Origin of the sequence: Desulfatiglans anilini DSM 4660 (assembly GCF_000422285.1) — a bacterium.
GTDB classification, from domain to species: domain Bacteria; phylum Desulfobacterota; class DSM-4660; order Desulfatiglandales; family Desulfatiglandaceae; genus Desulfatiglans; species Desulfatiglans anilini.
Genome location: NZ_AULM01000009.1, coordinates 44787 through 65547, shown reverse-complemented (window position 1 = coordinate 65547; position 20761 = coordinate 44787). Strand labels below are relative to the sequence as shown.

The following is a 20761-nucleotide window of genomic DNA, read 5'->3' as shown; positions in this document are numbered from 1 at the left end:
TCCGGATCAATCGGCCTTGACGCGCATAAAGGTCGGGATTTCCAGATTTTCCCTGAAACCCAGTTTGCCGAAAAGCCCTTTCTTCTTTTTCTGCCTGTCCGGGGCGGTGTCCTCTGATTCGTCCGGCAGGGATTTGCCGATCCGCTGAAAGGTCGGTGTATCCAGGTCCAGTCTCTCTCCATTCAGGCGCACTGTCCAGGTTTCGCCGGCCTCTTCGGGGCTGATATCCCGAATCTTGACGACATTGGCATATTCCCTCTTGCCGGTGGTGGTCGGACCGCTCTTGGGCAGGGCCTCTTCTTCCGCCGGCGCGCGGTCGATGCCGGTCGCGATGACGGTCACGTGCACCTCCTCGCTGCAGTTCTCGTCGTAAACCACACCGAAAAAGATATCGGCGTCGTCGTTGGCTTCGCCCTTGATGTACTTGGAGGCTTCTTCGATTTCGTCCAGGGTCATGTCGTAGGAGCCGGTGATGTTCATGAGCAGCCCTCTTGCGCCGCGGATGGACAAGTCTTCGAGGAGGGGGCTGTTGATAGCCATCTGTGCGGCCTCGATGGCGCGGTTTTCACCGGTCGCCCGCCCCATGCCCATGATGGCCGTGCCGTTCTGCTCCATGACCTTCTTGACATCGGCGAAGTCCAGGTTGATGAAACCGGTGCTCATAATGAGGTCGGAGATGCCGCGGACGGCCTGCAGCAGGACATCGTCGGCCCTGACGATCAGGTCCTTGAAACTGGCGTTCTTGCCGCCGAGGGCCTTCAGCCGTTCATTCGGAATGACGATCAGGCTGTCGACCTCGCTTTTGAGTCTTTCGATCCCCTCCAGGGCCCGTGCCAGCCGTTTGCGCCCCTCGAATTCAAAAGGCTTCGAGACCACAGCGACCGTGAGGGCTTTGGTGTCCTTGCACTCGCGGGCGACGATCGGCGCAGCGCCTGTCCCGGTTCCGCCTCCCATCCCTGCGGTGATGAACACCATGTCAGCGCCTTCGACGGCCTCCCTGACCTCGTTGATGCTTTCCTCCGCAGACGCGGCTCCGATTTCCGGATCGGCGCCGGCGCCCAGTCCTTTGGTCGTCTCAGGGCCCAGTTGAATGCGGTATGGGCAGGATGAACGGTCGAGGTCCTGGCAGTCCGTATTGGCTGCAATGAGATCGACGCCTTTCAATTTTGCGGCGATCATGTTGTTGATGGCGTTTCCGCCCGCACCCCCGATGCCGATGACCTTGATTTTGGCCTGATACCGCTCTTTTTCCTCTACAAACTCAAATTTCATGGTGTCCCTCCTCCTTCCTCCAGGGTTGAATGGTGTCCATCCGTAAAAGGTCTCGTCGCCGCGTTTCGACGTCGGGCCGAAGATCCCATTTCAAGGGATCTCCGCCAGGTTCGCCGGCCCCCGGTGCCCGATCTCCTGGGCAGCGGCCGGAGAGCCTTTTCCCGGATCGCAAGGGTGGATAATCTCGGAAAGCGCTTCCGCTCGAACGTGAAAGGACGTCTCACGGAAAGCGATCGTTCTGATCATGGTGTCCTCGAATCAAATGATGTCCTTGAACCACTTCTTCATTCTGGCCATGACACGGTTGAAGATGTTGTTGTCCCTAATACGAAACTTTTTCTGCTTCTTTCTCGTTTTAGCCCCATAGATGACCAGACCCACCGCTGTTGCGTACATCGGGCGGTTCACGACCTCCACCAGACCCTTGATGCCCTGGGGGTAGCCGATTCTGACCGGTGTGTCGAAGACCTGTTCGGCCACCTCGACGATCCCGGGCAGTTCGGAAGAGCCGCCCGTCACCACCACGCCGGAGCGGATGTCGCCTTCGTAACCCGAGTGGACCATTTCCCCGTAGATCAGCGAGAAGATCTCTTCGACTCTCGGTTCCAGGATTTCACCCAGGATCTGGCGTGAAAGCGTTCTTGATTTCCTGCCCGCCACCCCGGGGACCTCGATGGTTTCATCGGGGCCGATGAGAGAGGAGAGGCTGCAGCCGTACCGGATCTTGATTTTTTCTGCGTCCGTTTTAGATGCGCGCAACCCGACGGCGATGTCGTAGGTCAGGTTGTCGCCGCCCAGGGGAAGGACGCTCGTGTGTTTGATGGTGCCCCCGGAAAAGATCGCCAGGTCGGTCGTTCCGCCACCGAAGTCGATCAGGGCCGTGCCGAGGGTTCTCTCTTCCCGGCTCAGGACGGCCTCGCTCGAGGCGAGGGGCTGCAGGACGATATCGCACACGTCCAGGCCCGCCCGGTTGGCGCATTTGATCAGGTTCTGAGCGGAGGTGACGGAGCCGGTGACGATGTGCACCCTCGCCTCGAGGCGGACGCCGGACATCCCGAGAGGATCGATGATCCCCCCTTGATCGTCGACGATGTACTCCTGCACCAGGGTGTGGATCACCTCGCGGTCCATGGGGATGGCCACTGCGCTGGCGGCTTCGATGACCCGGTCGATCTCTTTCTGCGTGACCTCCTTTTCCTTCAGCGCGATGACCCCCTGGCTGTTGAAGCCTTTGACATGGCCACCGGCGATGCCGATGTAGACGGAGCTGATTTCGCATCCGGCCATCGTCTCCGCTTCTTCGATGGCCTCTTTGATGGAATCGACGGTGTTCTCGATGTTGATGACGACGCCTTTTCTAAGGCCTTCGGACGGGTGGCTGCCCATGCCGATGATCTCTATGCCGTCCGGCCTCACGTCCCCCACTACGGCACAGATCTTGGTTGTTCCGATGTCCAGGCCTACAATGATGTCTCCTGCCATAGATCCTGTCTCCCATTCAGGGGCGCTGCTCAGCTCTTCGCAAAGGCTGCCACTGCGCCTTCGGTATAATTCAGGTTGATGCTTCTCAGCCGCTCCAACTCGCCTTTCTCCTGGAGATACGACGTGAGTTGCCTCAGGTTGGGCATGGCCTCGGCCAGGGCATCCGGCGCGCATTCGATCCGGGCGTCCATGTGCGTGTAGTAGAGCGAGAGATCCGATCTGTCTTTGAGGTGGATCTCCGCGAGGTTGTCTACTGCCCAGGGCGGTTGTTCAGCCCCCAGGGTGTTCAAGATGTCGACCGCACGAGCAAGCAGGCTCGGGAGGTCCGGGGAATCCGCCGGAACCCCTGTGATCACCGGGAAATTGACCGGATCTACGGCGGTGACCCGCTTGAAAAGCTCCCCGTGTTTGTTCAGGAACCGGGCGTGGTCCAGGACTACGATCGCTACGGGTTCTTCCTTCTCGACGCTGATGACGAGGGTGTGGGGAAGGCGCCTTTCGATCTGGACACGGCGTACCCAGGGATGAACTTCCATGTCACGTTTGAGCTTCCCCAACTGGATTCCGGCGAGGCTCAAGCCGCTGTGCAGCTTTCCCATGGCCATCAGTTCCCTTTCGAGTACGGGATCGGCGCCCTCGACCTGCACGATCTCCAGCCTGAGCAGCGGGGAGAGCAGGGCGAACTGATAGAGGGAGAGGAAGAAGGCGCTCAGGAGCCCGATGGCGCAGAGAACTCCGGCAAGGCTCAGGACCCCTTTTCCAAAACTGTTCAAGAGTCTGGGGATCCAGCTGTAGTCTGACCGACGCTTGATACGGTTGCCTCTGGACATCACTCCTCACCTATGATTTGAATTTCCGCCTCGAGCAAAATTCCGTGCCGATCATGCACCCGCTCGCGTGCAAGCGTCATGAGTGCCAGGACATCGGCAGCCGTGGCCGTACCGGTGTTGACAATGAAATTCGCGTGCTTCCTGGATATCTCGGCCCCACCGATCCGTTTCCCCTTCAGGCCGGCCTCCTCGATCAGCCGGCCGGCAAAATCTCCGGGAGGATTCTTGAAGACGGACCCTGCGCTGGCCGCCCCCCATGGTTGGCCGGCCTTGCGTCTTTGCAAAAACGTCTGGAGGCGTCGGCGCACCGCCTCGGAGGAAGAGGGCTCGACGTTCAGGCCGGCCTCCAGGATCACCGTCTCCGGGGGGAACTCAGCCTGCCGGTAGCGGAAACGCAGCTCCGCGCACTCCATGACCCTCACCTCGCCCGACGCGGTCAGGATGGTTACGGATGCGAGGCTCGATGCGATCTCCTTCCCGAATGCCCCGGCATTCATGGCGACCGCGCCTCCGACAGTCCCGGGGATCCCCGCAAGATATTCGAGCCCGGTAAAACCGTCCGCCAGAGACCGGCGCATGAGCGATCGAACAGGCAAACCCGCCCCCGCCGTCACCAGAAACGGGTTCATGGCGGCCCGCTCAAAGGAAGCCAGGGCGCCTTTCAGGACGATGAGCACCCCGGGCACTCCTCCATCCCGCACGAGGAGGTTGCTCCCGGCTCCCAGGAGCCGCCAGGGAATGGCCTCGCGGCGGAGAAACGCCAGAACCCGCGCCAGTTCCTCTCTATCCCGTGCCGCATAGACCGCTTCGGCCGGGCCTCCGATACGAAAGGTGGTGTATCGGTCCATCGGGGCGTTCCAGGTCACCTGCGCGCCGGTCAATTCATCCATTCCAAGACGCTGCGCTTCCGTCATCCTCATGGCTTCCGGTCGAGTTTTTCGAGGGCCCGTTCCCCTACGCGGTGGATGTCACCCGCCCCGAGGGTGATCAGCACATCGCCGCTTTGGAGGATGCCCATGAGCTTGTCGAGCGGGTCCTCGTCTTCGGGGCACAGATGGACATCCTTGTGCCCGCGTTCCTTGATGCCCTGCGCCAGCCAGACCGAGTTCACCCCCGGGATGGGACGCTCCCCCGCCGGGTAAATCGGCGCGATGATCAGGACGTCGGCCTCGTTGAAGGCTACGACGAAGCGGTCGTAAAGGTCTTTCGTCCGGCTGTAACGGTGTGGTTGAAAGAGCACGACGATGCGATTGTCCGGCCAGCAGTCGCGTGCAGTTCTCAGAACGGCCATGATCTCGGTCGGATGGTGGCCGTAGTCGTCGACCACCTGCACTTCGCCGGCCGTACCCTTGCGTTGAAATCGCCGGGCGAGCCCCCCTAGGTTCTCCAGTCCCTTGCGGATCACTTCGATGCCGAGGTCGAGCTCGAGGGCGACCCCGATGGCGGCCAGCGCGTTCAGGACGTTATGCTCGCCCGGCATGCCGACCATGACCCGCCCGAGTGAGCGGTTCAGGTGGAGCACCTCGAAGCTGACCGCCATGGGATGCTTTTGGAGGTCTTTGGCACGGAGGTCGGCCTGCGAGGTCATACCGTAGGTCAGGCAGCGTTTCTTCAAGCGCGGCAGGATGTTCTGTATCTCCTCGTTGTCGAGGCACAGGACCGACACGCCGTAAAAGGGCACCTTGTTGATGAACTGCACAAAGGTTTCGTAAAGGGCTTCCAGGCTGCGGTAGTGGTCCATGTGCTCGCGGTCGATGTTGGTCACCACGGCGATGGTGGGAGAAAGCACCAGAAAAGAGCCGTCGCTCTCGTCGGCCTCGGCCACGAGGAAAGGACCCTGCCCCGGTTTGGCATTCGAGCCGCCCCAGATATCCAGCCGCCCCCCGATGACCACGGTGGGGTCGAGCCCTCCATTGGTGAGGATCGATGCGACCATCGACGTAGCGGTCGTCTTGCCGTGTGCGCCCGCCACGGCGATCCCGTATTTGAGGCGCATCAGCTCCGCAAGCATCTCAGCCCGCGGGATCACGGGGATAGCGAGTTCTCTGGCGGCAACCAGCTCCGGGTTGTCCGGAGCCACCGCCGAAGAAAATACGACCACGTCGGCCCCCAGGGTATGTTCGGCCCTGTGGCCCTCGAAGACCGCGGCGCCCAATCCGGCAAGCCGCCGGGTGACCTGGGAGACTCTCAGGTCGGAGCCGCTCACCTCATACCCGAGGTTGAGCAGCAGTTCGGCGATGCCGCTCATGCCGATGCCCCCGATGCCGACGAAGTGAATCCTCTTTGTCTTGCCGAATGGTCGCATGCCTTTGGACTGCCTTTCCTGGTTGTTTTTGTTGCCATCCCGGGCTCTCAGGGGCAGGCGCCCCGAGCCCCCGGGTTCAGCCGCGGAGCGAACTTCGCCCCTCCGCGCATTGCAGGATGCCCTCCACGATCGCCGCGGCGGCGTCCGGCCGGCTCAGCAGGGCGACGTTCCGCCTCATTTCGTCCAGCCGCTCAGGATGGGCTGCCAGGTCTGAAATGACATCGGCAAGCTTGCCGCCGGTCAGCTCAGACTGCCGGATCATGAGGGCGCCCCCCGCATGGACGAGGCTTAGGGCATTCGATTCCTGATGGTTGTTCGCCGCATAGGGATACGGCACCAGGACGGACGGTTTTCCGGCTGCAGCGAGTTCGAAGACCGTCGTCGCGCCGGCGCGCCCGATGACGAGGTGCGCTTCGGCGTATGCCCCGGCCATGTTATCGATGAACGGGAAAACCTCCGCCGGGACACCGTGAGCCCTGTATCCTTGCTGGACCGCCTCGAAGTCGTCCTTCCCGGTCTGGTGGATGATCCTGAACGCCCTTCCGTTCTGCACCAGGTCCGCAACGGCCGGTATCATCACCTCGTTGATGGCCTTTGCCCCCTGGCTTCCACCGACCACGAGGAGGGTGAAAGGGGAGCCGGCGGCAGGCCCTTTTCCCCGGACGGCGAGAATTTCCTTCCTGACCGGGTTCCCCGTGAGCACGATCCGATCACCCTTCAGGTAAGGGCGGCTCTCTTCGAACGAGATGAAGACGCGGTCGACCACCCGCGACAGCCAGCGATTCGTCAAGCCGGGGAAGGAGTTCTGCTCGTGGATCGCCGTCGGGATGCCCATCCATCTGGCGGCGAGGCATGCGGGCCCCGCGGAGTAACCTCCCATGCCGATCACGGCTGCCGGCTGACATTCTGTCAGGATGGCCCGGGATTGAAGAATGCTGCGCGGCACCATCACTGCAGAGGAGAATTTCCGGCGCCATCCCCGGCCCTGGAGGCCTTCGATGTCGATGCTCCGGGTGGTCTGTCCGTGGCGGGCCAGGATCTCGGCTTCCATCGGACGATGACTGATGATGAACACGGTGACGGAGCCGGGGATGCGAAACCGGATTTCATCCGCTACGGCGATACCGGGGAACAGGTGCCCTCCGGTTCCGCCGCCGGCGATGATGAAGCAGGGTGTATTTGCGATGCTCCGCATACGCGGCCTCCCGTCCGCTCGTTACTGTTTCGCCGAAATGCGCATCAGAATACCGACAGCCATCAGATTCATCACCAGGGCCGACCCTCCGTAGCTGATGAAGGGCAGCGTCAGGCCCTTGGTGGGCAGCAGCCCCATAACGACGCTCATGTTGATCAGGACCTGGAGCCCCAGAAAGAAGCTGAGGCCGAAGGCCAGGTAACTTGAATAAAGGTCGCGCGCGTTGAGGGCGATGTAGATGCCTCGCATGATCAAAATCCCGAAGAGGACGGTGATCAAGGCCACGCCTACGAAGCCCATCTCCTCCGCGGCGATCGAAAGCGCGAAATCCGTGTGCGGCTCCGGGAGATAAAAAAGCTTTTGCTTGCTGTTTCCGAGTCCTACCCCCAGCAATCCGCCCGAACCGAAGGCCAGGAAGGAATGAATGATCTGGAATCCGATCCCCTGAGGGTCCTCCCAGGGGTCGAGAAAGGCCATCAAGCGTTTTACACGGTATTCCGCGTGCATGATCATGTATATCAGCGGGGGGATGGCTGTGGCCGCGAGGATGCCGAGCTGCCAGAAGCGGGCCCCGCCCACGAAAAGCATGACGAAGGTCCAGGCCCCGATGATGACGGTCGTCCCCAGGTCCGGCTGAGAAAGGATCAAGAGCATCATGACGCCTATCACGGCGAGATGGAAAAGCACGCCTTTCGTGAAGCTGGACATCTCCGGGCCCTTCTTGGCCATGGAATAGGCCAGGAAGACGGCCAAGGAGAATTTGGCCATTTCGGATGGCTGAAAGGCGAGCCCGCCCAGCCGCAGCCAACGAGTGGCGCCGCCTGCATGCAGACCCAGGCCGGGGATGTGAAGGGCGAGCAGAAGCGCAAGGCTCAAACCCAGCAGTGGATAGGCCCCCCGGTGCAGATATTTTTCAGGGACGTTCCTGAGGATGATCATCATCAGAATTCCGAGGATGCAGTACACGGCCTGTCTTTTAAGGAAAAAATGGCCGTCGTTCATTCGCAGGGCCGCCAGATTGGAACTCGCGCTGTAGACGACGACCAGACCGATCGCGAGCAGAAACACCGTCGGGATCAAGAGCATGAGATCATAGCCGGAGCTGGTGGTCTGTTTTTCAGCCATGGCTGAGCGCCTCCACCGCTTGACGGAATACCCTGCCCCGATGGGCGTAATCGGAGAACATGTCGAAGCTCGAGCAGGCAGGTGCAAGGAGGACCGTGTCGCCGGGTTTCGCGAGCGCGAAGGCCTTGGCGACCGCCGCCTCGAGGGTCCCGGCCATTGAAAATGCGATTCTGCCCGAAAAGTCGGCCGCGATGAGGTTTTTGGCCTCCCCGATCAGGATGGCGTGCCGGATGCGCTTCTCACCTGCATCGGCGAGGGGCCTGTAATCCGCACCCTTGTGTCTGCCCCCTGCGATCAGCACGATCGGGGCGGGCACGCTTTCGATGGAACGAACGGCTGCATCCACATTGGTGGCCTTGGAATCGTTGTAGAAAGAGACCCCATCCTGCTCGCCGACCTTCTCCAGGCGGTTGGGCAGGGCACGGAACCGGTCGATGGCCTGCTGTATGGCGGTTTCAGGGATGCCCACGGCGAGGGCGGTCAGGATCACGGCCATTACGTTCTCAAGATTGTGACGGCCCGGGAGGGCGAAGGACCCGAGTGAAAAACGGTGAAAAGACCCGGAGGGCATGCGCACGACCACGGCCCCGTCACGAATGAAGGCGTGGCGCCTTTCCGTCTCATCGAGGCCATAACGGAGGATGGTGGACCCGCTAGGGTCGAAGTGTTCCAGGTGAGGGTCGGCGTCGTTCAGGATCAGGTGGTCCCCCGGTTCCTGGTTGCGGGCGATGGCATGCTTCGAGCGGACATAGGCATTGAAATCGGCATAGCGATCGAGATGGTCGGGGGTGATGTTCAGGATGACCGCGGCCCGCGGATGGAAGCTCGGGCTGGTGTCCAACTGGAAACTGCTCACTTCCGCTACGACCCAGTCGTCGGTTTGGGGACCGATCGCGTAGGTCATGAGGGGCGTGCCGAGGTTTCCACCCACGAAGGCCTTCAGCCCGGCGCCGTGAAGAAGCTCGCCCAGGCACTCGGTGACCGTGGATTTCCCGTTGGTCCCCGTGATGGCGATGACAGGGGTGCGGAAGATGTGGACGGCAAGCTCCATCTCGCCGATGACCGGGATCCCTTTTTCCCGGGCGCCCACGCACAAGGGCATTCCGAGGGGTACGCCGGGGCTGAGGACGATCAGATCAGCCTGAAAAAAGGTCTCCTTCTGATGACCGCCGATCTCGATCGTTATTCCGGCGGACTGCAGTTCGGTGACGAGCTTCGGGTCGAAGGCCTCCAGCCGCCGGATTTCGCTGATGGTGACCTGCGCGCCGGCCTGCATGAGCCAGCGGGCGGATGCAATCCCGGAAACGCCCAGACCTGCGACAACGGCCTTTCGGCCACGGACATCCGGCGGGTGTGCGAGTTCCATCCGGAAGGGGAGGGCTGATCGGTCTGCGCTCGGGGTGCGGCGGTCCTGCATGGTGGTTTCGGTCTCCGTTTCTTTTTTCAGCGTCTCTGAAGCATGCCTGTGGCAGTGCTCGTTCATCCTCTATCGGCATGGCGTGTTTTTCTTCTAGTGCCGATTAATTATCTGAGCTTCAACGTGCTGATCGACATCAGTGCCAGTATGATCGAGATAATCCAGAACCGGACGATGACCTTGGGTTCGGGCCATCCTTTCAGTTCAAAATGGTGATGAATCGGCGCCATTCGAAAGATGCGGTGGCCGCCGGTCAGTTTGAAATATCCCACCTGAAAGATCACCGAAAGCGCTTCGAAGACAAACAGGCCGCCCACCAGGACCAGCACGATTTCTTGCTTGGTTACCAGTGCGGCCGCTCCCAGCCCGGCACCGAGTGAGAGAGAACCAACGTCGCCCATGAATATTTCGGCGGGATAGGCGTTGAACCACAGAAAGCCCAGCCCTGCGCCCACGGCTGCCCCGCAGATCACCGAAATCTCGCCGGCCGCACCGACGTATGGGATTTGCAGGTAGGCGGCGATTTTGAAATGCCCGGCCAGGTAGGCGAACACGACATAAGCCGTGAAAGCGATGGCGGTCGGCCCGATGGCCAGACCGTCGAGGCCGTCTGTCAGGTTGACGGCGTTCGACGCCCCGACGATGACGAAGACTGCGAAGGGGATATAGAACAGCCCCAGGTCAGGGGTGATGTTTTTCAGAAACGGGATGCTCAGCCGGGTGTCGAGCCCGGGGTAGACGTAGAGCACGATCGCTGTGATGAGGGCTGCGCATACCTGCAGGGAGAATTTCCCCGACGGGCTGAGCCCCCGGTTGTTCTTGCGCACCGTCTTCAGATAATCGTCTGCAAAGCCGATGGCCCCGAACGATACCAGGACGAAGACCACGACCCACACGAGGAGATTGGCTGGATCCGACCAGGCGAGAGAGGAGGCCAGAATGGCGGGGATGATCAGGCACCCGCCCATGGTGGGGGTCCCGGCCTTGGGTTTGTGGCTCGCCGGCCCCTCTTCGCGAATGTACTGTCCGATCTGCAAGGCTCGCAGGCGACTGATCACCCACGGACCGAAGAGGAAGGAGATGCACAGGGCCGTGAGGGTGGCGAGAATCGTCCGGAACGTGATGTAGCGAAACACGTTCAACCAGGTGACGTCCGCCTGAAAGAGCATGATGAGTTTGTAAATCATGGCCTTGCCGCTTTCCTCAGAAGGTCGAATGACTCCATCAAAGGGCAGCCGCCAGCCGGCCGGAGGTGTCCGCCGCGGCATGAACGGCTGTCAATAGGTGGTCGAGCTGAAATGGTTTTTCGAAATGCATCATGACGTCGGGCAGATCCTCACGTCCTTCATCGAACTCTGCCCACGTCGCGGACATGACGATGATCCTCTCCCGCCGGTTGGCCTGTTTCATCCGCTTCAGCATCTCGATGCCATCCAGGATGGGCATCCGGATATCGGTGATGACCAGATCGAATTCCTGGGACCCCATCTGTTCGAGGGACTCCATGCCGTTTTCCGCTACGCAGACGTCGAAACCCTGGGAGCGCAGGACCTCGGACAGGAGGATGCGCATGTTCGGTTCGTCGTCGACCACGAGTATTTTCATGCCCTTTCTTATCATGCCTGTTCTCCTTCGCCGAAGGTTTCGTGCAGCCCCCTGCTGACGAGATCGAGTCCCATCCTGCGGGAGCCCTTCAGGAAGACCAGGTCGCCCTGCCTCAGCAGCGGGACGATTGTCTCCAGCATGGCCGCGGCGTCGGCGACCACGCGGATGTGGTCCGGCGGCATCCCGGCTTCGATCGCGCCCGCCTGCATATCGGAGGCATGGCGCCCAGCCGCCAGGAACCACTCCGCCCCGGTTTCCGTGACGCGCCGTCCTGCCTCGCGATGCGCGTGGAGCGCCGCGTCCCCCAGTTCGAGCATGTCGCCCAGGCCGATGACGATGCGCCTTCCTCCGGCCGCCAGCCCCTCGAGGGAGGCAAGCGTCGTGTCGAGGGCGAGCGGGTTTGCGTTGTAGGTGTCATCCACCAGCAGGATGTTGCTTCCAAGGAAGAGGATCTCGAAGCGTCCGTGCATGCCCTTGAAGAGGCGCAATCCTTCGGCGATCTGATCCGGGTGGATGGTCAGGCAAAGGGCCGCCGCGGCCGCGCCGAGCGCGTTCCAGACATTCTGCAGCCCTGGGACGGAGACGGTCATCGGGTAAGTGCGTCCCCCGTAAGCGAGATCGAAGGCGAATCCCTCGTGGCCGCGGGCCTCGATCCGTTCGGCGTGGACCGTGTTGCCCGGGGTGAAGCCGAAAGTGACCACGGGCCGGTTGCATCCGGCGACCGCTTCCATCAACGGCTGGTTGTCGCCGTTGACGACCACGGAGGCCGTGCTCCTGATCCGCTCGATCATCTCCACTTTTGCGGCGGCAACACCCGCCAGACCCCCGAGTCCTTCGGTGTGCACCGGTCCGACGTTCGTGATCACCCCGACATCGGGGTCGGCGATCTCAGTCAGGGCGGCGATTTCGCCCTTGCGGTTCATGCCCATCTCCAGGACGGCGCAATGGTGCTCGGTCTCGAGCCTGAAAAGGGTCAAAGGGAGGCCGATCAAATTGTTGAGATTCCCCTCGTTCCAGAGGGTTTTTTCTCCAAGGTTCAAGATGGTGGCAATCATCTCCTTCGTGGTCGTTTTTCCGGCGCTGCCCGTCACCGCGACGACCTTGATGGGGACCTGATGCCGCCACCAGGCAGCAAGATTGCCGAGGGAGCGGATGGGGTCCTCGACGGCCAGGACGACGATTTCCTCGCGTGTGAGCGGCGGCAGAGTACGCCCCGACTGGACGAGGAGACCGGAAGCCCCTTTTGCGACGGCCTGCTCGAGGAAGTCATGGGCGTCGAAACGTTCTCCCTTCAAGGCCCAGAACAGTCTTCCTTGGCATGTTTGACGAGAATCCGTTGCGATCCCCTGAAAACGGACATCCGGATCACCCTGGATCCATCGGGCCTTCAAGGTTTCCGCGATGCGGCCTGCGGTCGTCTCGTGCCAGATCAGCGCCACTTAAGCCTCCTGCAGGGCGGCTTCTGCCGCCACCTCACGGTCATCGAAAGGAAGGGTCTGGTTCCCGATAATCTGATAATCCTCGTGCCCCTTCCCGGCGATCAGCACTACATCCCCGGGGCGGGCCATACAGACGGCCCGGGCGATGGCCTTCCTGCGGTCGACCACCACCAGGTACCCCTTGAGAGACGCGTTTTTCGCTTCACCGCCCGGCGCTTCCGGTATCCGTTCGCAGCCTGTGGATAAAACGCCTGCTTCGATTTCAGTGATGATCTCATCCGGCTTCTCGCTCCGCGGGTTGTCGGAGGTGATGACCACCACATCGGATAGGGCGGCGGTCACCCGGCCCATTTCCGGGCGCTTGCCGGCGTCCCGATCCCCGCCGCAGCCGAAGACGGTGATAAGCCGCCCCGATGTCAGGGGGCGCAGCGCATCGAGGACCTTTTCCAGGGCATCCGGGGTGTGGGCATAGTCCACGAGGATCGTTACGCTGCGTATGTTCGCAACCGGCTCGAGGCGCCCGGGGACGCCGTGGAGCGTTTCGATCCCTGCCGCGATCACCTCGGGCGGGAATTCCAGCGCGAGGCCCGCCCCGACCGCGGCCATGATGTTGTGCAGATTGAAGGTTCCCACCAGGGCGGACCGGACGGCGATGTCCCCTGCCGGCGTGTGGCAGACGGCGGTCAGCCCGCCGCGGTGAAACCGGACCCGGCTGGCGCTGATATCGCAGCCCGGTTCGAGGCCGTAGGTGAGGACGGCCGCGGACGTCAGGGCTTTAAGTCTTCGCCCCGCGGGATCGTCCATATTGATGACAGCGGTCGGTGTCACCCCGTCCTGGAGGCTGCATTGGCCGAGGTCGCTGAAAAGGCGGCTCTTGGCCTCGAAATAATCCTCCATCGTCGCATGGTAATCGAGGTGGTCCCTCGACAAATTGGTGAAGACCGCGACCGCGAAAGGACATCCCTCAACGCGGTGCTGCGTCAACGCGTGCGACGAAACTTCCATGACCACATGGGTGACGCCCGCATCGGCCATGGTCCGCAACCCCCTCATGATCTCAAGGGATTCCGGAGTCGTCATCGGGACCTTCCACTCCTTGCCCGGGCAGCGGTGGTTGATGGTGCCCATGACTCCAGGGGTGCTACCGGCGGCCTGGATGATCGACTCGATCAGGTAGCTGGTCGTGGTCTTGCCGTTGGTTCCGGTGATGCCGATCAGTTTGAGTTCGCGGTAGGGCGCACCATAGAAACGCGCGGACAAGGTGGCGAGGGCGCTCCGCGAATCAGCGACGGTGATGAAAGGGACATCGACGGGCGGCGCCGGAGGTGCTTCGCCGACGACCGCGGCGGCTCCCCGGGTGATGGCGTCTCGAATGAACAGGTGCCCGTCGGCCTTGAGACCCCGCATCGCGACGAAGAGGTATCCTGGCTGGACGGCCCGGGAGTCGTAGGCCAGCCCTGTGATCCGGATGCCGGAGAGGCTCACGGCCGGTCCCGATTCTGCAAGCCCTGCCAGAAGCGCAGAAAGAAGGGTCCCTGAGGGACGGGCCAGCCGGGGCTCATCGGATTTTGGGTTGTTCATATCGATCTTCTTCTCGGATGCGGTGTCCGCCCTTGAGCGGATGATGGATTTGTGCCTTTTCCCATGAAGGGCGCCTTTCCTACCCGGCGGGGGGTTCGAAGAAGACGGTTACCCTGCGGGTCTGATCGGCCTCGGTTCCAGCCGGCGGGTCCTGCCGGACAGCGAGGCCGGTTCCCTCGAGCGACGCCTCCAGGCCGAGAGAACGACTCTCGATCAGCACCTCCCGCATCGTAAGGCCTCCGAAATCGGGAATCCCGGTCTCCGGCAGCATGGCCGCAGGCTGTTCGATATCCATCGTTGCGGCCGTCGCTGCTTCATGAACGATCTCGATTTCCTTTTCCGCCCAACGGATCTGCGGGGGGACACGCAGCAGGTTCAGCGCCGCGTGGGCTATGTCCCGGAAGACCGGGGCCGCCACCACCCCGCCGTAGATGCTCTTTCTCGGTTCGTCGAGTACCACGGCCATCACGAGGCGCGGGTTGTCGGAAGGGACGAAGCCGACGAAACTCGCTACATACTTTCCTCTTGCGTACCCTTTCCCATTCGGATCGACTTTTTGGGCGGTGCCTGTCTTTCCCCCGACGTGAAAACCCGGGATGGCCGCCTTGGTGGCCGTCCCTCCTTCCTGCGTGACGCCCTCCAGAATGGAGACCATCGTCCGGGCCGTCCGCTCCGAGATCGCTCGCCGCACGGGCTGAGGCGAGGCGGTGAAGACCGGGGTTCCCATCGGGTCTTCGACAGCTTGGACGATGTAAGGGCGCATCAGTTTTCCCCCGTTCGCTATGGAGGCCATGGCCATGGCCAGTTGGAGGGTGGTCAGGGTGAGCCCCTGTCCGAAATAGGCCGTGGCCTGGTCGATCGGTCTGGCTCTATCCGGTGGGCGAAGGAAGCCACTTCGTTCACCGGCAAGCTCGATGCCGGTCGTCTTCTCGAATCCGAACGCTTGCAGATAGCGGTGATACGTCTCGTATCCGAGCCGTTGCCCGATCTTCGCCGCCCCGATATTGCTCGACTGCACCACGACCTCGGCGGCCGTCAGGATGTCGTGTTCATGGGTGTCGTGGATCACCCGCCTTCCAATGGTATAGCTGCCCTCTTCGCAATCGATGGTCGTGTAGGGCGTTACGATCCCCTCTTCCAAGGCGGCCGCCAGGAGAAAGGTCTTCGCCGTCGACCCCGGTTCGAACCAGTCCGTGATCGTACGATTGCGCCAGTCTTCCGGCCGGTGGGAGCTGAAGGTATTCGGGTTGAATTCAGGGTACACGGCCATGGCCAGGATTGCCCCCGTCTCGGGGTCCACGCAGACGATATTTCCGGAGACGGCACGGGAGTCGATCACGGCCTCCTTGAGGGTCTGTTGGGCCTTGTACTGAATGTCTTTGTCGATCGTCAGGATGAGGTCGTGGGGTTTCTGTTCGGTTGTCAGAACGCGGTCGATGGCGAACGGGCGCTTCAGGGCGTCCCGCATCTGAACGAGCTGCCGCTCCGGACCGCGCAGCAAATGATCATAGGTCTTTTCAATACCCTCCAGCCCTTGAAAGTCGGTCCCGACAAAACCGACCACATGCCCGGCAACCTCGTTGCAAGGATAGAAGCGGCTTGCCTCTGCGGTCGTCCCGACGCCCTGGATCTGCAACTGGCTGACCTTCGCCGCAATGTGCGGGGGGATGCGCCTCTGCAGCCAGACAAAACTCCGGTCCTTCTCGATCCGGGTCAGGATCTCTTGGCGATCGACTCCCAGGGCGCGGGCCAGTTCGACCGCGGCTTTCTCTTTATCCTGAATCTGCCTGGGGTGGGCGAAAACAGACCCCAGCTCAAGGCTCAGGGCCAGTTCATGCCGCTGGCGGTCATAGATCGTTCCACGCTTTGGAGGCAGTTTGACAATGACGGTATAACCCCCCCGCGCAATTTCCGAAAGATGTTCCCCTTGAAGGATCTGCAGATAAAAGGCCCGGCCAAGGATGGTGCAGAGCCCCAGCAGGAACAGAATGCTGATGAGATGAACCTTCAAACGGGTTCTCTTCTTTTCGTTCAGCTTCATGGAATCACGACGATCTGCTCTGGAGACGGCTCCTTGAGCCCCAGTTTCTCGGTCGCCTGAGCCTGGAGGTTTCGGGGAGATTTCAGGAACGCAAGTTCCGCTCTCAATTTTCGGTTGATCTCCCGGAGCTGGATCTCCTTACGTTTGAGCTGGCTCAATTCATAGCCGATTTGCGTATTCTGAAAGTTCGACCACACATAGCCTATGCCGCTCAGCATGAAGACGGCGAGCAGCAGGATGATCCATAGGACCTGCCTGCGAGTCAAAATCCACCTGCGCTTTCGCGCAGAGGCGTTTTTCATGCGCATGCCCGTCTTGGCGTTGCGCTCGGTCAACATTCGATGGACCTGCTCAGACCTGTTCATGACACGATCCTTTCAGCCACACGCAATACGGCACTTCGCGCCCGCGGATTCCTGTCGATCTCGGCTTCCGTGGGCCGCATGGGCTTCTTGAACAAACGCCTGAAAAGAGGGGTGCGCCCGCAGACGCAGACGGGGAGGCCGGGAGGGCAGGTGCATCCCTGTTCCCATACGGCCATGGCCTGTTTCACCCTCCGGTCTTCGAGGGAGTGATAAGCCAGAACGACCAGTCTGCCTCCGCCTGCCAAAAGCCATGGGACCTCTTGCAGAAACCGCTCGAGTTGTTCCATTTCCTGGTTGACGGCTATTCTGAGGGCCTGAAAGGTTCGAGTAGCTGGATGCCTGTTCGTATGACCATGAGATGGCGGAACGACCGACCGCACCATCTCCGCCAGTTGGTGGGAGCTGAGGATTGGCTTTTTTTTCCGTGTTCTTACGATGGCCCTTGCGATCGACCTGGCCCTTTTCTCTTCACCGTATTGTCGGAGAATGTCTTCAATATCCCTCGAGGAATAGGTGTTGACGATATCGCTCGCTTTCAGAGAACCGAGGGGATCCATGCGCATGTCCAGGGTTTCGTCTCTCTGGAAGCTGAATCCTCTTCCGGAATGCTCCAATTGGTAGGAGGACATTCCCAAATCTAAAAGAATCCCATCGACGGCCGCAATGCCGACCTCGCGGAGGACCCTGTCGAGTTCCGCAAAACCGGCCTTGATCAATAGGACCTGTTTATCTAGGGGGGCCAACCGCTCTTCCGAGATCCGGAGCGCTTCAGGATCCCGATCGAGGCAAATCAGCCGACCTCCGCGATCCAGACGTTCGAGGATCGCCTCGCTGTGTCCTGCATTGCCGACCGTGCCGTCGACATAGATTCCCACCGGGTCGTGGACCAGAAATCGGACGACCTCGTCCAGAAGGACGGGTTCATGAGGATATTCCACGCCGGATTCCTCAAATCCCCAGATCTGCGAGGGCTTGACTGACCTTGGGGAATACCGCCTTGGCGCGCTGGAATTCTTCCTCCCATTTCCGCCGGTCCCAAATCTCGAATCGTTTGAGGCCTCCGACGAGTACGACCTCTTTGTCGAGGGTCGCGGTTTTTCTCAGGTGCTGCGAAAGGGTGACCCGGCCGTTCTTGACAGTGCACACCTCGGCGCCCGAGATGAAATACCGGATGTAAGATATGGCGGCCTGATCGAATTGGGGCAGGCTGGCGGCCTTTTCTTCAATGACGTTCCAGTCATCCCGCGTAAAGGCCCACAAACAGCCGTCCTGATTGGTGATGACAAGGGAGTCCTCGTTCTTCTGATCGAGCACCTCTTTGAAGCGGGCGGGGATGGCCAACCGCCCTTTCTCGTCCAGATTGTGCTCGGACCTGCCCCTGAACATCTGAACCCCTTTGTGACACTATGTTGCACCAATCGCCCACTTTGTGCCACGATGGAACGAAACTCGTCGTTTGTCAAGCAAAAAGGTTCGATCAGAAAAGGGAAATACCGCTGAGATTACGGATAAAAAACATAGAGGAGCGAGAGGGAATAAACGATCAGGAAAAAGACATTCAGGAACAATCCGGCGTAGGCATAATCACGGTCCCCCCGTTCTTCGATGAGTGGGATCGATTTGAGGGAAGCAGCCAGCCCCCCAAGCAGAACCATCGGGGTCGGTATGATATAACCCATTGAAAAAAATATAGATGTTTGTCGGCCATCCGAAAAGAGCACCCACACACACACCATCATGCACGCGAGAAAAGGAAGCAGGAAGCCCGCGATGGCAAGGTGATTGGTCTGAAAGGGTTTTTGATCAGGCATCGGCCGTTCTGACCCGAGATCGGGGATCGAAGTCCTGCCGGAGATGTCGTCCCCCTCCTTCGGATTGGAAACCGGGTTCCGGGCAAAAAATCATCTCCGGATGGGACACGCCTTACGAAAGTCTTCGCGCTATGCGATTGTCGATGAAATGGATCCCCCGGCGAAAGAGGTCGAGCCGTCTGAGAAAGACATCTTCGCTCAGGCCCTCCGCCAGGAAGTGGTCTGCCAGAAGGACCTGCTCCTCCTGCAGACGCAGCAGCTTCCCGGCCATCAGGTTCCGGTTCAGTTCGTTGATCTCTTCGTCTTCCAGAAAGCCGGCCCCGACAGGCCCGAGAATATAAGCCTGGAAAGTGATGCAGACGCACGATCTCGATGGGAGCATGACACGGTAGCAGAAGACCGCAACGGCGGAAAATCCGAGCTGTACGACGAGATGATCGGACTGCTCTTCGAAAGGAATTTTCTTGTCCCGCAACCAGCGGGCCACCTGAATCTGCATCCCGAGGGAGTGGGGTTCCCGGGGGAGCAGGTTCTGAAAGGGGGAATGCTGCCCTTCGGCAAGTATCATTTGTATAAGGCCTCAAATTTTCAGGAAAAGTCCTTATCGAAAGGACGTTTCATCCAAAGCGACGACGCCTCCGCGCGGCGTGAGAAGGAGGTCGGACCGACAGGCCGCACAGGGCGGTCTCGTCGTCTACGAGGCAAAAAAACGCGACGGAGCGAGAAAGAGAACGTATCCTGCAATGGCATCTAGCAGAGGTCAGGCCTCGTGGCAAGCAATTTTTCCGGCGCTGGGTTTCGGCGGCACAGCTCTTTTTTGATTTCTATTGTCAATGAGAGGATTTTGAGATTTAATATGAAAAAAGGTATTGAAAATCAAGATCAAAGACTGATTTGCACAAGATGCGTGATGGAATTTCGGTGAGGGAACGGGAACGGCTGGAAGCGTTCGCCGGACAGAACCGGCTCGATCCGGCACGGTCTCCCTTTCGCGGAAAGAAGGTCAAGGTTGGTCGAGACTGCAGTCAACAAAGGTGCCCCTTTTCTGGGGCGGCGCGTCGTGGTGGGCGTGACGGGCGGCATCGCGGCCTATAAGGCGGCCGAACTGGTGCGTCTGCTGGTTCGGGAGGCGGCCGAGGTGCTTGTGGCCATGACTGAAAACGCGACGCGCTTCGTGTCGCCGTTGACCTTCGAGGCCCTGTCGGGGCACCGGGTGATCCGGTCGATGTGGGAGGCGGACGGGACCGGGATCGAACATATCGCGTGGGGGCAGGAGGCCGATTTGATCCTTGTCGCCCCTGCGACGGCCAACATCATCGGCAAGGCCGCCTGCGGGATCGCCGACGACTTTTTGAGTACGATGCTTTTGGCCGCTACGGCGAAGATCCTTCTCTGCCCTTCCATGAATACGCGCATGTTCGAAAATCCTGTTTTGCAGGAAAATCTGTCGCGGCTGCTGCAAAGGGGATTGTCCGTTCTGATGCCCGGGGCGGGGGCCCTCGCCTGCCGCACCGAGGGGCGCGGCAGGCTGCCGGAGCCCGAGGATATCCTGGAGGAGGCCCGCCGGCTGCTGACGCCGCAGGACCTGGAGGGCAGAAAGGTCCTCGTCACGGCGGGCGCCACCCGCGAACCGATCGACCCCGTCAGGTACGTGAGCAACCGCTCGAGCGGGAAGATGGGATACGCGCTGGCGCGTGCGGCCAGGCAAAGAGGCGCGGCCGTGGTGCTCGTCAGCGGGGCGACCGCCCTGAAACCTCCGGTGGGGGTCGAAGTGGTGGGTGTCGGAACGGCCCTGGACATGCGTCAGGCCGTATTCAGCCGGCTGGTCGGGTGCGATATGGTGATCAAGGCCGCCGCCGTTTCGGACTACCGGCCCAAGACCGCTGCGCCGCAAAAGGTCAAGAAGGGGGCTGAAGAGCTGAATCTGGAAATGGTCAAAAACCCGGATATCTTGAAGGAACTCGGCATGTCCAAGGGGGATGGCGGCCCGTTGCTGGTGGGCTTCGCCGCGGAGACCGAGGCCCTGCTGGAGCACGCTCGGGAAAAACTCCGCAGCAAGAACCTCGATATGATCGTGGCCAACGACGTCTCCGCCGCCGATGCCGGATTTCAGACGGACACCAATCGGGTCAAGATGCTTTTCCGGGACGGCCGGGTGGAAGAGAGCGGTCTTCTTTCCAAGGACGCCGTGGCCCATCTGGTCCTGGACCGGGCGATGGAGATCTTGACCCGGCGGCGTGCAGAGGCCTGAGGAGATCGGAGAGGCGGGGCGGAGGCCGTTGTCGACGGGATG

Annotated in this window: 19 protein-coding genes; 1 reads left to right on the top strand and 18 read right to left on the bottom strand. The window is 60.9% G+C overall.

The genetic code is table 11. The features are described 5' to 3' along the window. Nucleotides 1–6: 6 nt before the first annotated feature. The 18 genes from ftsZ to H567_RS0108875 all read right to left on the bottom strand — a co-directional run bounded on the left by ftsZ (nt 7) and on the right by H567_RS0108875 (nt 19036). Complete coding sequence (gene ftsZ, locus H567_RS0108965; RefSeq protein WP_028321145.1) at nt 7–1272, bottom strand: cell division protein FtsZ; 1266 nt, start codon at nt 1270–1272, stop codon at nt 7–9. 258 nt (nt 1273–1530) lie between these two features. Next, nucleotides 1531–2754: a cell division protein FtsA gene (ftsA, locus tag H567_RS0108955; protein WP_028321144.1), complete on the bottom strand. Its 1224-nt coding sequence runs from the start codon at nt 2752–2754 to the stop codon at nt 1531–1533. A 29-nt stretch (nt 2755–2783) separates the two neighbouring features. Continuing rightward, nucleotides 2784–3527, bottom strand: a complete 744-nt coding sequence (locus tag H567_RS27085; protein ID WP_161626584.1) for a cell division protein FtsQ/DivIB — start codon at nt 3525–3527, stop codon at nt 2784–2786. 56 nt (nt 3528–3583) lie between these two features. After that, nucleotides 3584–4498, bottom strand: a complete 915-nt coding sequence (gene murB, locus H567_RS0108945; RefSeq protein ID WP_028321142.1) for a UDP-N-acetylmuramate dehydrogenase — start codon at nt 4496–4498, stop codon at nt 3584–3586. Between the two features lie 2 nt (nt 4499–4500). Further along, a complete protein-coding gene (murC, locus tag H567_RS0108940; RefSeq protein ID WP_028321141.1) occupies nt 4501–5889 on the bottom strand; it encodes a UDP-N-acetylmuramate--L-alanine ligase in 1389 nt (462 codons plus the stop codon). Between the two features lie 76 nt (nt 5890–5965). Further along, complete coding sequence (gene murG, locus H567_RS23955) at nt 5966–7084, bottom strand: undecaprenyldiphospho-muramoylpentapeptide beta-N-acetylglucosaminyltransferase (protein ID WP_051184653.1); 1119 nt, start codon at nt 7082–7084, stop codon at nt 5966–5968. 21 nt (nt 7085–7105) lie between these two features. Then, a complete protein-coding gene (ftsW, locus tag H567_RS0108930; protein WP_028321140.1) occupies nt 7106–8209 on the bottom strand; it encodes a putative lipid II flippase FtsW in 1104 nt (367 codons plus the stop codon). Next, on the bottom strand, nt 8202–9692 hold the full coding sequence (gene murD / locus H567_RS0108925) for a UDP-N-acetylmuramoyl-L-alanine--D-glutamate ligase (protein ID WP_051184652.1): 1491 nt from the start codon (nt 9690–9692) through the stop codon (nt 8202–8204). The genes ftsW and murD overlap by 8 nt, the downstream gene beginning before the upstream one ends. A 41-nt stretch (nt 9693–9733) precedes the next feature. Beyond that, the gene (gene mraY / locus H567_RS0108920; RefSeq protein ID WP_028321138.1) at nt 9734–10813 is read right to left on the bottom strand and encodes a phospho-N-acetylmuramoyl-pentapeptide-transferase; all 1080 of its coding nucleotides are present in this window, start codon (nt 10811–10813) and stop codon (nt 9734–9736) included. A 37-nt stretch (nt 10814–10850) separates the two neighbouring features. Then, the gene (locus H567_RS23950; RefSeq protein WP_051184651.1) at nt 10851–11246 is read right to left on the bottom strand and encodes a response regulator; all 396 of its coding nucleotides are present in this window, start codon (nt 11244–11246) and stop codon (nt 10851–10853) included. Further along, complete coding sequence (locus H567_RS23945) at nt 11243–12670, bottom strand: UDP-N-acetylmuramoyl-tripeptide--D-alanyl-D-alanine ligase (RefSeq protein WP_051184650.1); 1428 nt, start codon at nt 12668–12670, stop codon at nt 11243–11245. Before H567_RS23945 ends, H567_RS23950 begins: the two co-directional genes overlap by 4 nt. Then, complete coding sequence (locus H567_RS23940; RefSeq protein ID WP_084517069.1) at nt 12671–14251, bottom strand: UDP-N-acetylmuramoyl-L-alanyl-D-glutamate--2,6-diaminopimelate ligase; 1581 nt, start codon at nt 14249–14251, stop codon at nt 12671–12673. 79 nt (nt 14252–14330) lie between these two features. Continuing rightward, on the bottom strand, nt 14331–16292 hold the full coding sequence (locus H567_RS0108900; RefSeq protein ID WP_028321137.1) for a penicillin-binding protein: 1962 nt from the start codon (nt 16290–16292) through the stop codon (nt 14331–14333). Then, complete coding sequence (ftsL, locus tag H567_RS0108895) at nt 16289–16657, bottom strand: cell division protein FtsL (RefSeq protein WP_028321136.1); 369 nt, start codon at nt 16655–16657, stop codon at nt 16289–16291. The genes H567_RS0108900 and ftsL overlap by 4 nt, the downstream gene beginning before the upstream one ends. Further along, nucleotides 16654–17595, bottom strand: coding sequence for a 16S rRNA (cytosine(1402)-N(4))-methyltransferase RsmH (rsmH, locus tag H567_RS0108890; RefSeq protein WP_028321135.1), 942 nt, complete (start codon nt 17593–17595; stop codon nt 16654–16656). The genes ftsL and rsmH overlap by 4 nt, the downstream gene beginning before the upstream one ends. A 10-nt stretch (nt 17596–17605) precedes the next feature. Continuing rightward, nucleotides 17606–18043, bottom strand: coding sequence for a division/cell wall cluster transcriptional repressor MraZ (gene mraZ, locus H567_RS0108885; RefSeq protein WP_028321134.1), 438 nt, complete (start codon nt 18041–18043; stop codon nt 17606–17608). A gap of 116 nt (nt 18044–18159) precedes the next feature. After that, nucleotides 18160–18468 carry a hypothetical protein gene (locus H567_RS0108880; protein WP_028321133.1) on the bottom strand — a complete coding sequence of 103 codons (309 nt, stop codon included), beginning with the start codon at nt 18466–18468 and terminating at the stop codon, nt 18160–18162. Between the two features lie 112 nt (nt 18469–18580). Continuing rightward, a complete protein-coding gene (locus tag H567_RS0108875; RefSeq protein WP_028321132.1) occupies nt 18581–19036 on the bottom strand; it encodes a hypothetical protein in 456 nt (151 codons plus the stop codon). A gap of 441 nt (nt 19037–19477) precedes the next feature. On the opposite strand from H567_RS0108875, the gene coaBC reads away from it, so the two are divergent. Next, complete coding sequence (gene coaBC, locus H567_RS0108870; RefSeq protein ID WP_084517067.1) at nt 19478–20719, top strand: bifunctional phosphopantothenoylcysteine decarboxylase/phosphopantothenate--cysteine ligase CoaBC; 1242 nt, start codon at nt 19478–19480, stop codon at nt 20717–20719. Nucleotides 20720–20761 lie beyond the last annotated feature (42 nt).

Bases quoted from the DNA above. Each gene is read 5' to 3' on its own strand.
- murC (WP_028321141.1), bottom strand. From the start codon at position 5,889: ATGCGACCATTCGGCAAGACAAAGAGGATTCACTTCGTCGGCATCGGG.
- murB (WP_028321142.1), bottom strand. From the start codon at position 4,498: ATGACGGAAGCGCAGCGTCTTGGAATGGATGAATTGACCGGCGCGCAG.
- H567_RS23940 (WP_084517069.1), bottom strand. From the start codon at position 14,251: ATGAACAACCCAAAATCCGATGAGCCCCGGCTGGCCCGTCCCTCAGGG.
- murD (WP_051184652.1), bottom strand. From the start codon at position 9,692: ATGAACGAGCACTGCCACAGGCATGCTTCAGAGACGCTGAAAAAAGAA.
- ftsW (WP_028321140.1), bottom strand. From the start codon at position 8,209: ATGGCTGAAAAACAGACCACCAGCTCCGGCTATGATCTCATGCTCTTG.
- ftsL (WP_028321136.1), bottom strand. From the start codon at position 16,657: ATGAACAGGTCTGAGCAGGTCCATCGAATGTTGACCGAGCGCAACGCC.
- H567_RS0108900 (WP_028321137.1), bottom strand. From the start codon at position 16,292: ATGAAGCTGAACGAAAAGAAGAGAACCCGTTTGAAGGTTCATCTCATC.
- ftsA (WP_028321144.1), bottom strand. From the start codon at position 2,754: ATGGCAGGAGACATCATTGTAGGCCTGGACATCGGAACAACCAAGATC.
- murG (WP_051184653.1), bottom strand. From the start codon at position 7,084: ATGCGGAGCATCGCAAATACACCCTGCTTCATCATCGCCGGCGGCGGA.
- mraY (WP_028321138.1), bottom strand. From the start codon at position 10,813: ATGATTTACAAACTCATCATGCTCTTTCAGGCGGACGTCACCTGGTTG.
- H567_RS0108880 (WP_028321133.1), bottom strand. From the start codon at position 18,468: ATGCCTGATCAAAAACCCTTTCAGACCAATCACCTTGCCATCGCGGGC.
- H567_RS23950 (WP_051184651.1), bottom strand. From the start codon at position 11,246: ATGATAAGAAAGGGCATGAAAATACTCGTGGTCGACGACGAACCGAAC.
- mraZ (WP_028321134.1), bottom strand. From the start codon at position 18,043: ATGTTCAGGGGCAGGTCCGAGCACAATCTGGACGAGAAAGGGCGGTTG.
- ftsZ (WP_028321145.1), bottom strand. From the start codon at position 1,272: ATGAAATTTGAGTTTGTAGAGGAAAAAGAGCGGTATCAGGCCAAAATC.
- H567_RS0108875 (WP_028321132.1), bottom strand. From the start codon at position 19,036: ATGATACTTGCCGAAGGGCAGCATTCCCCCTTTCAGAACCTGCTCCCC.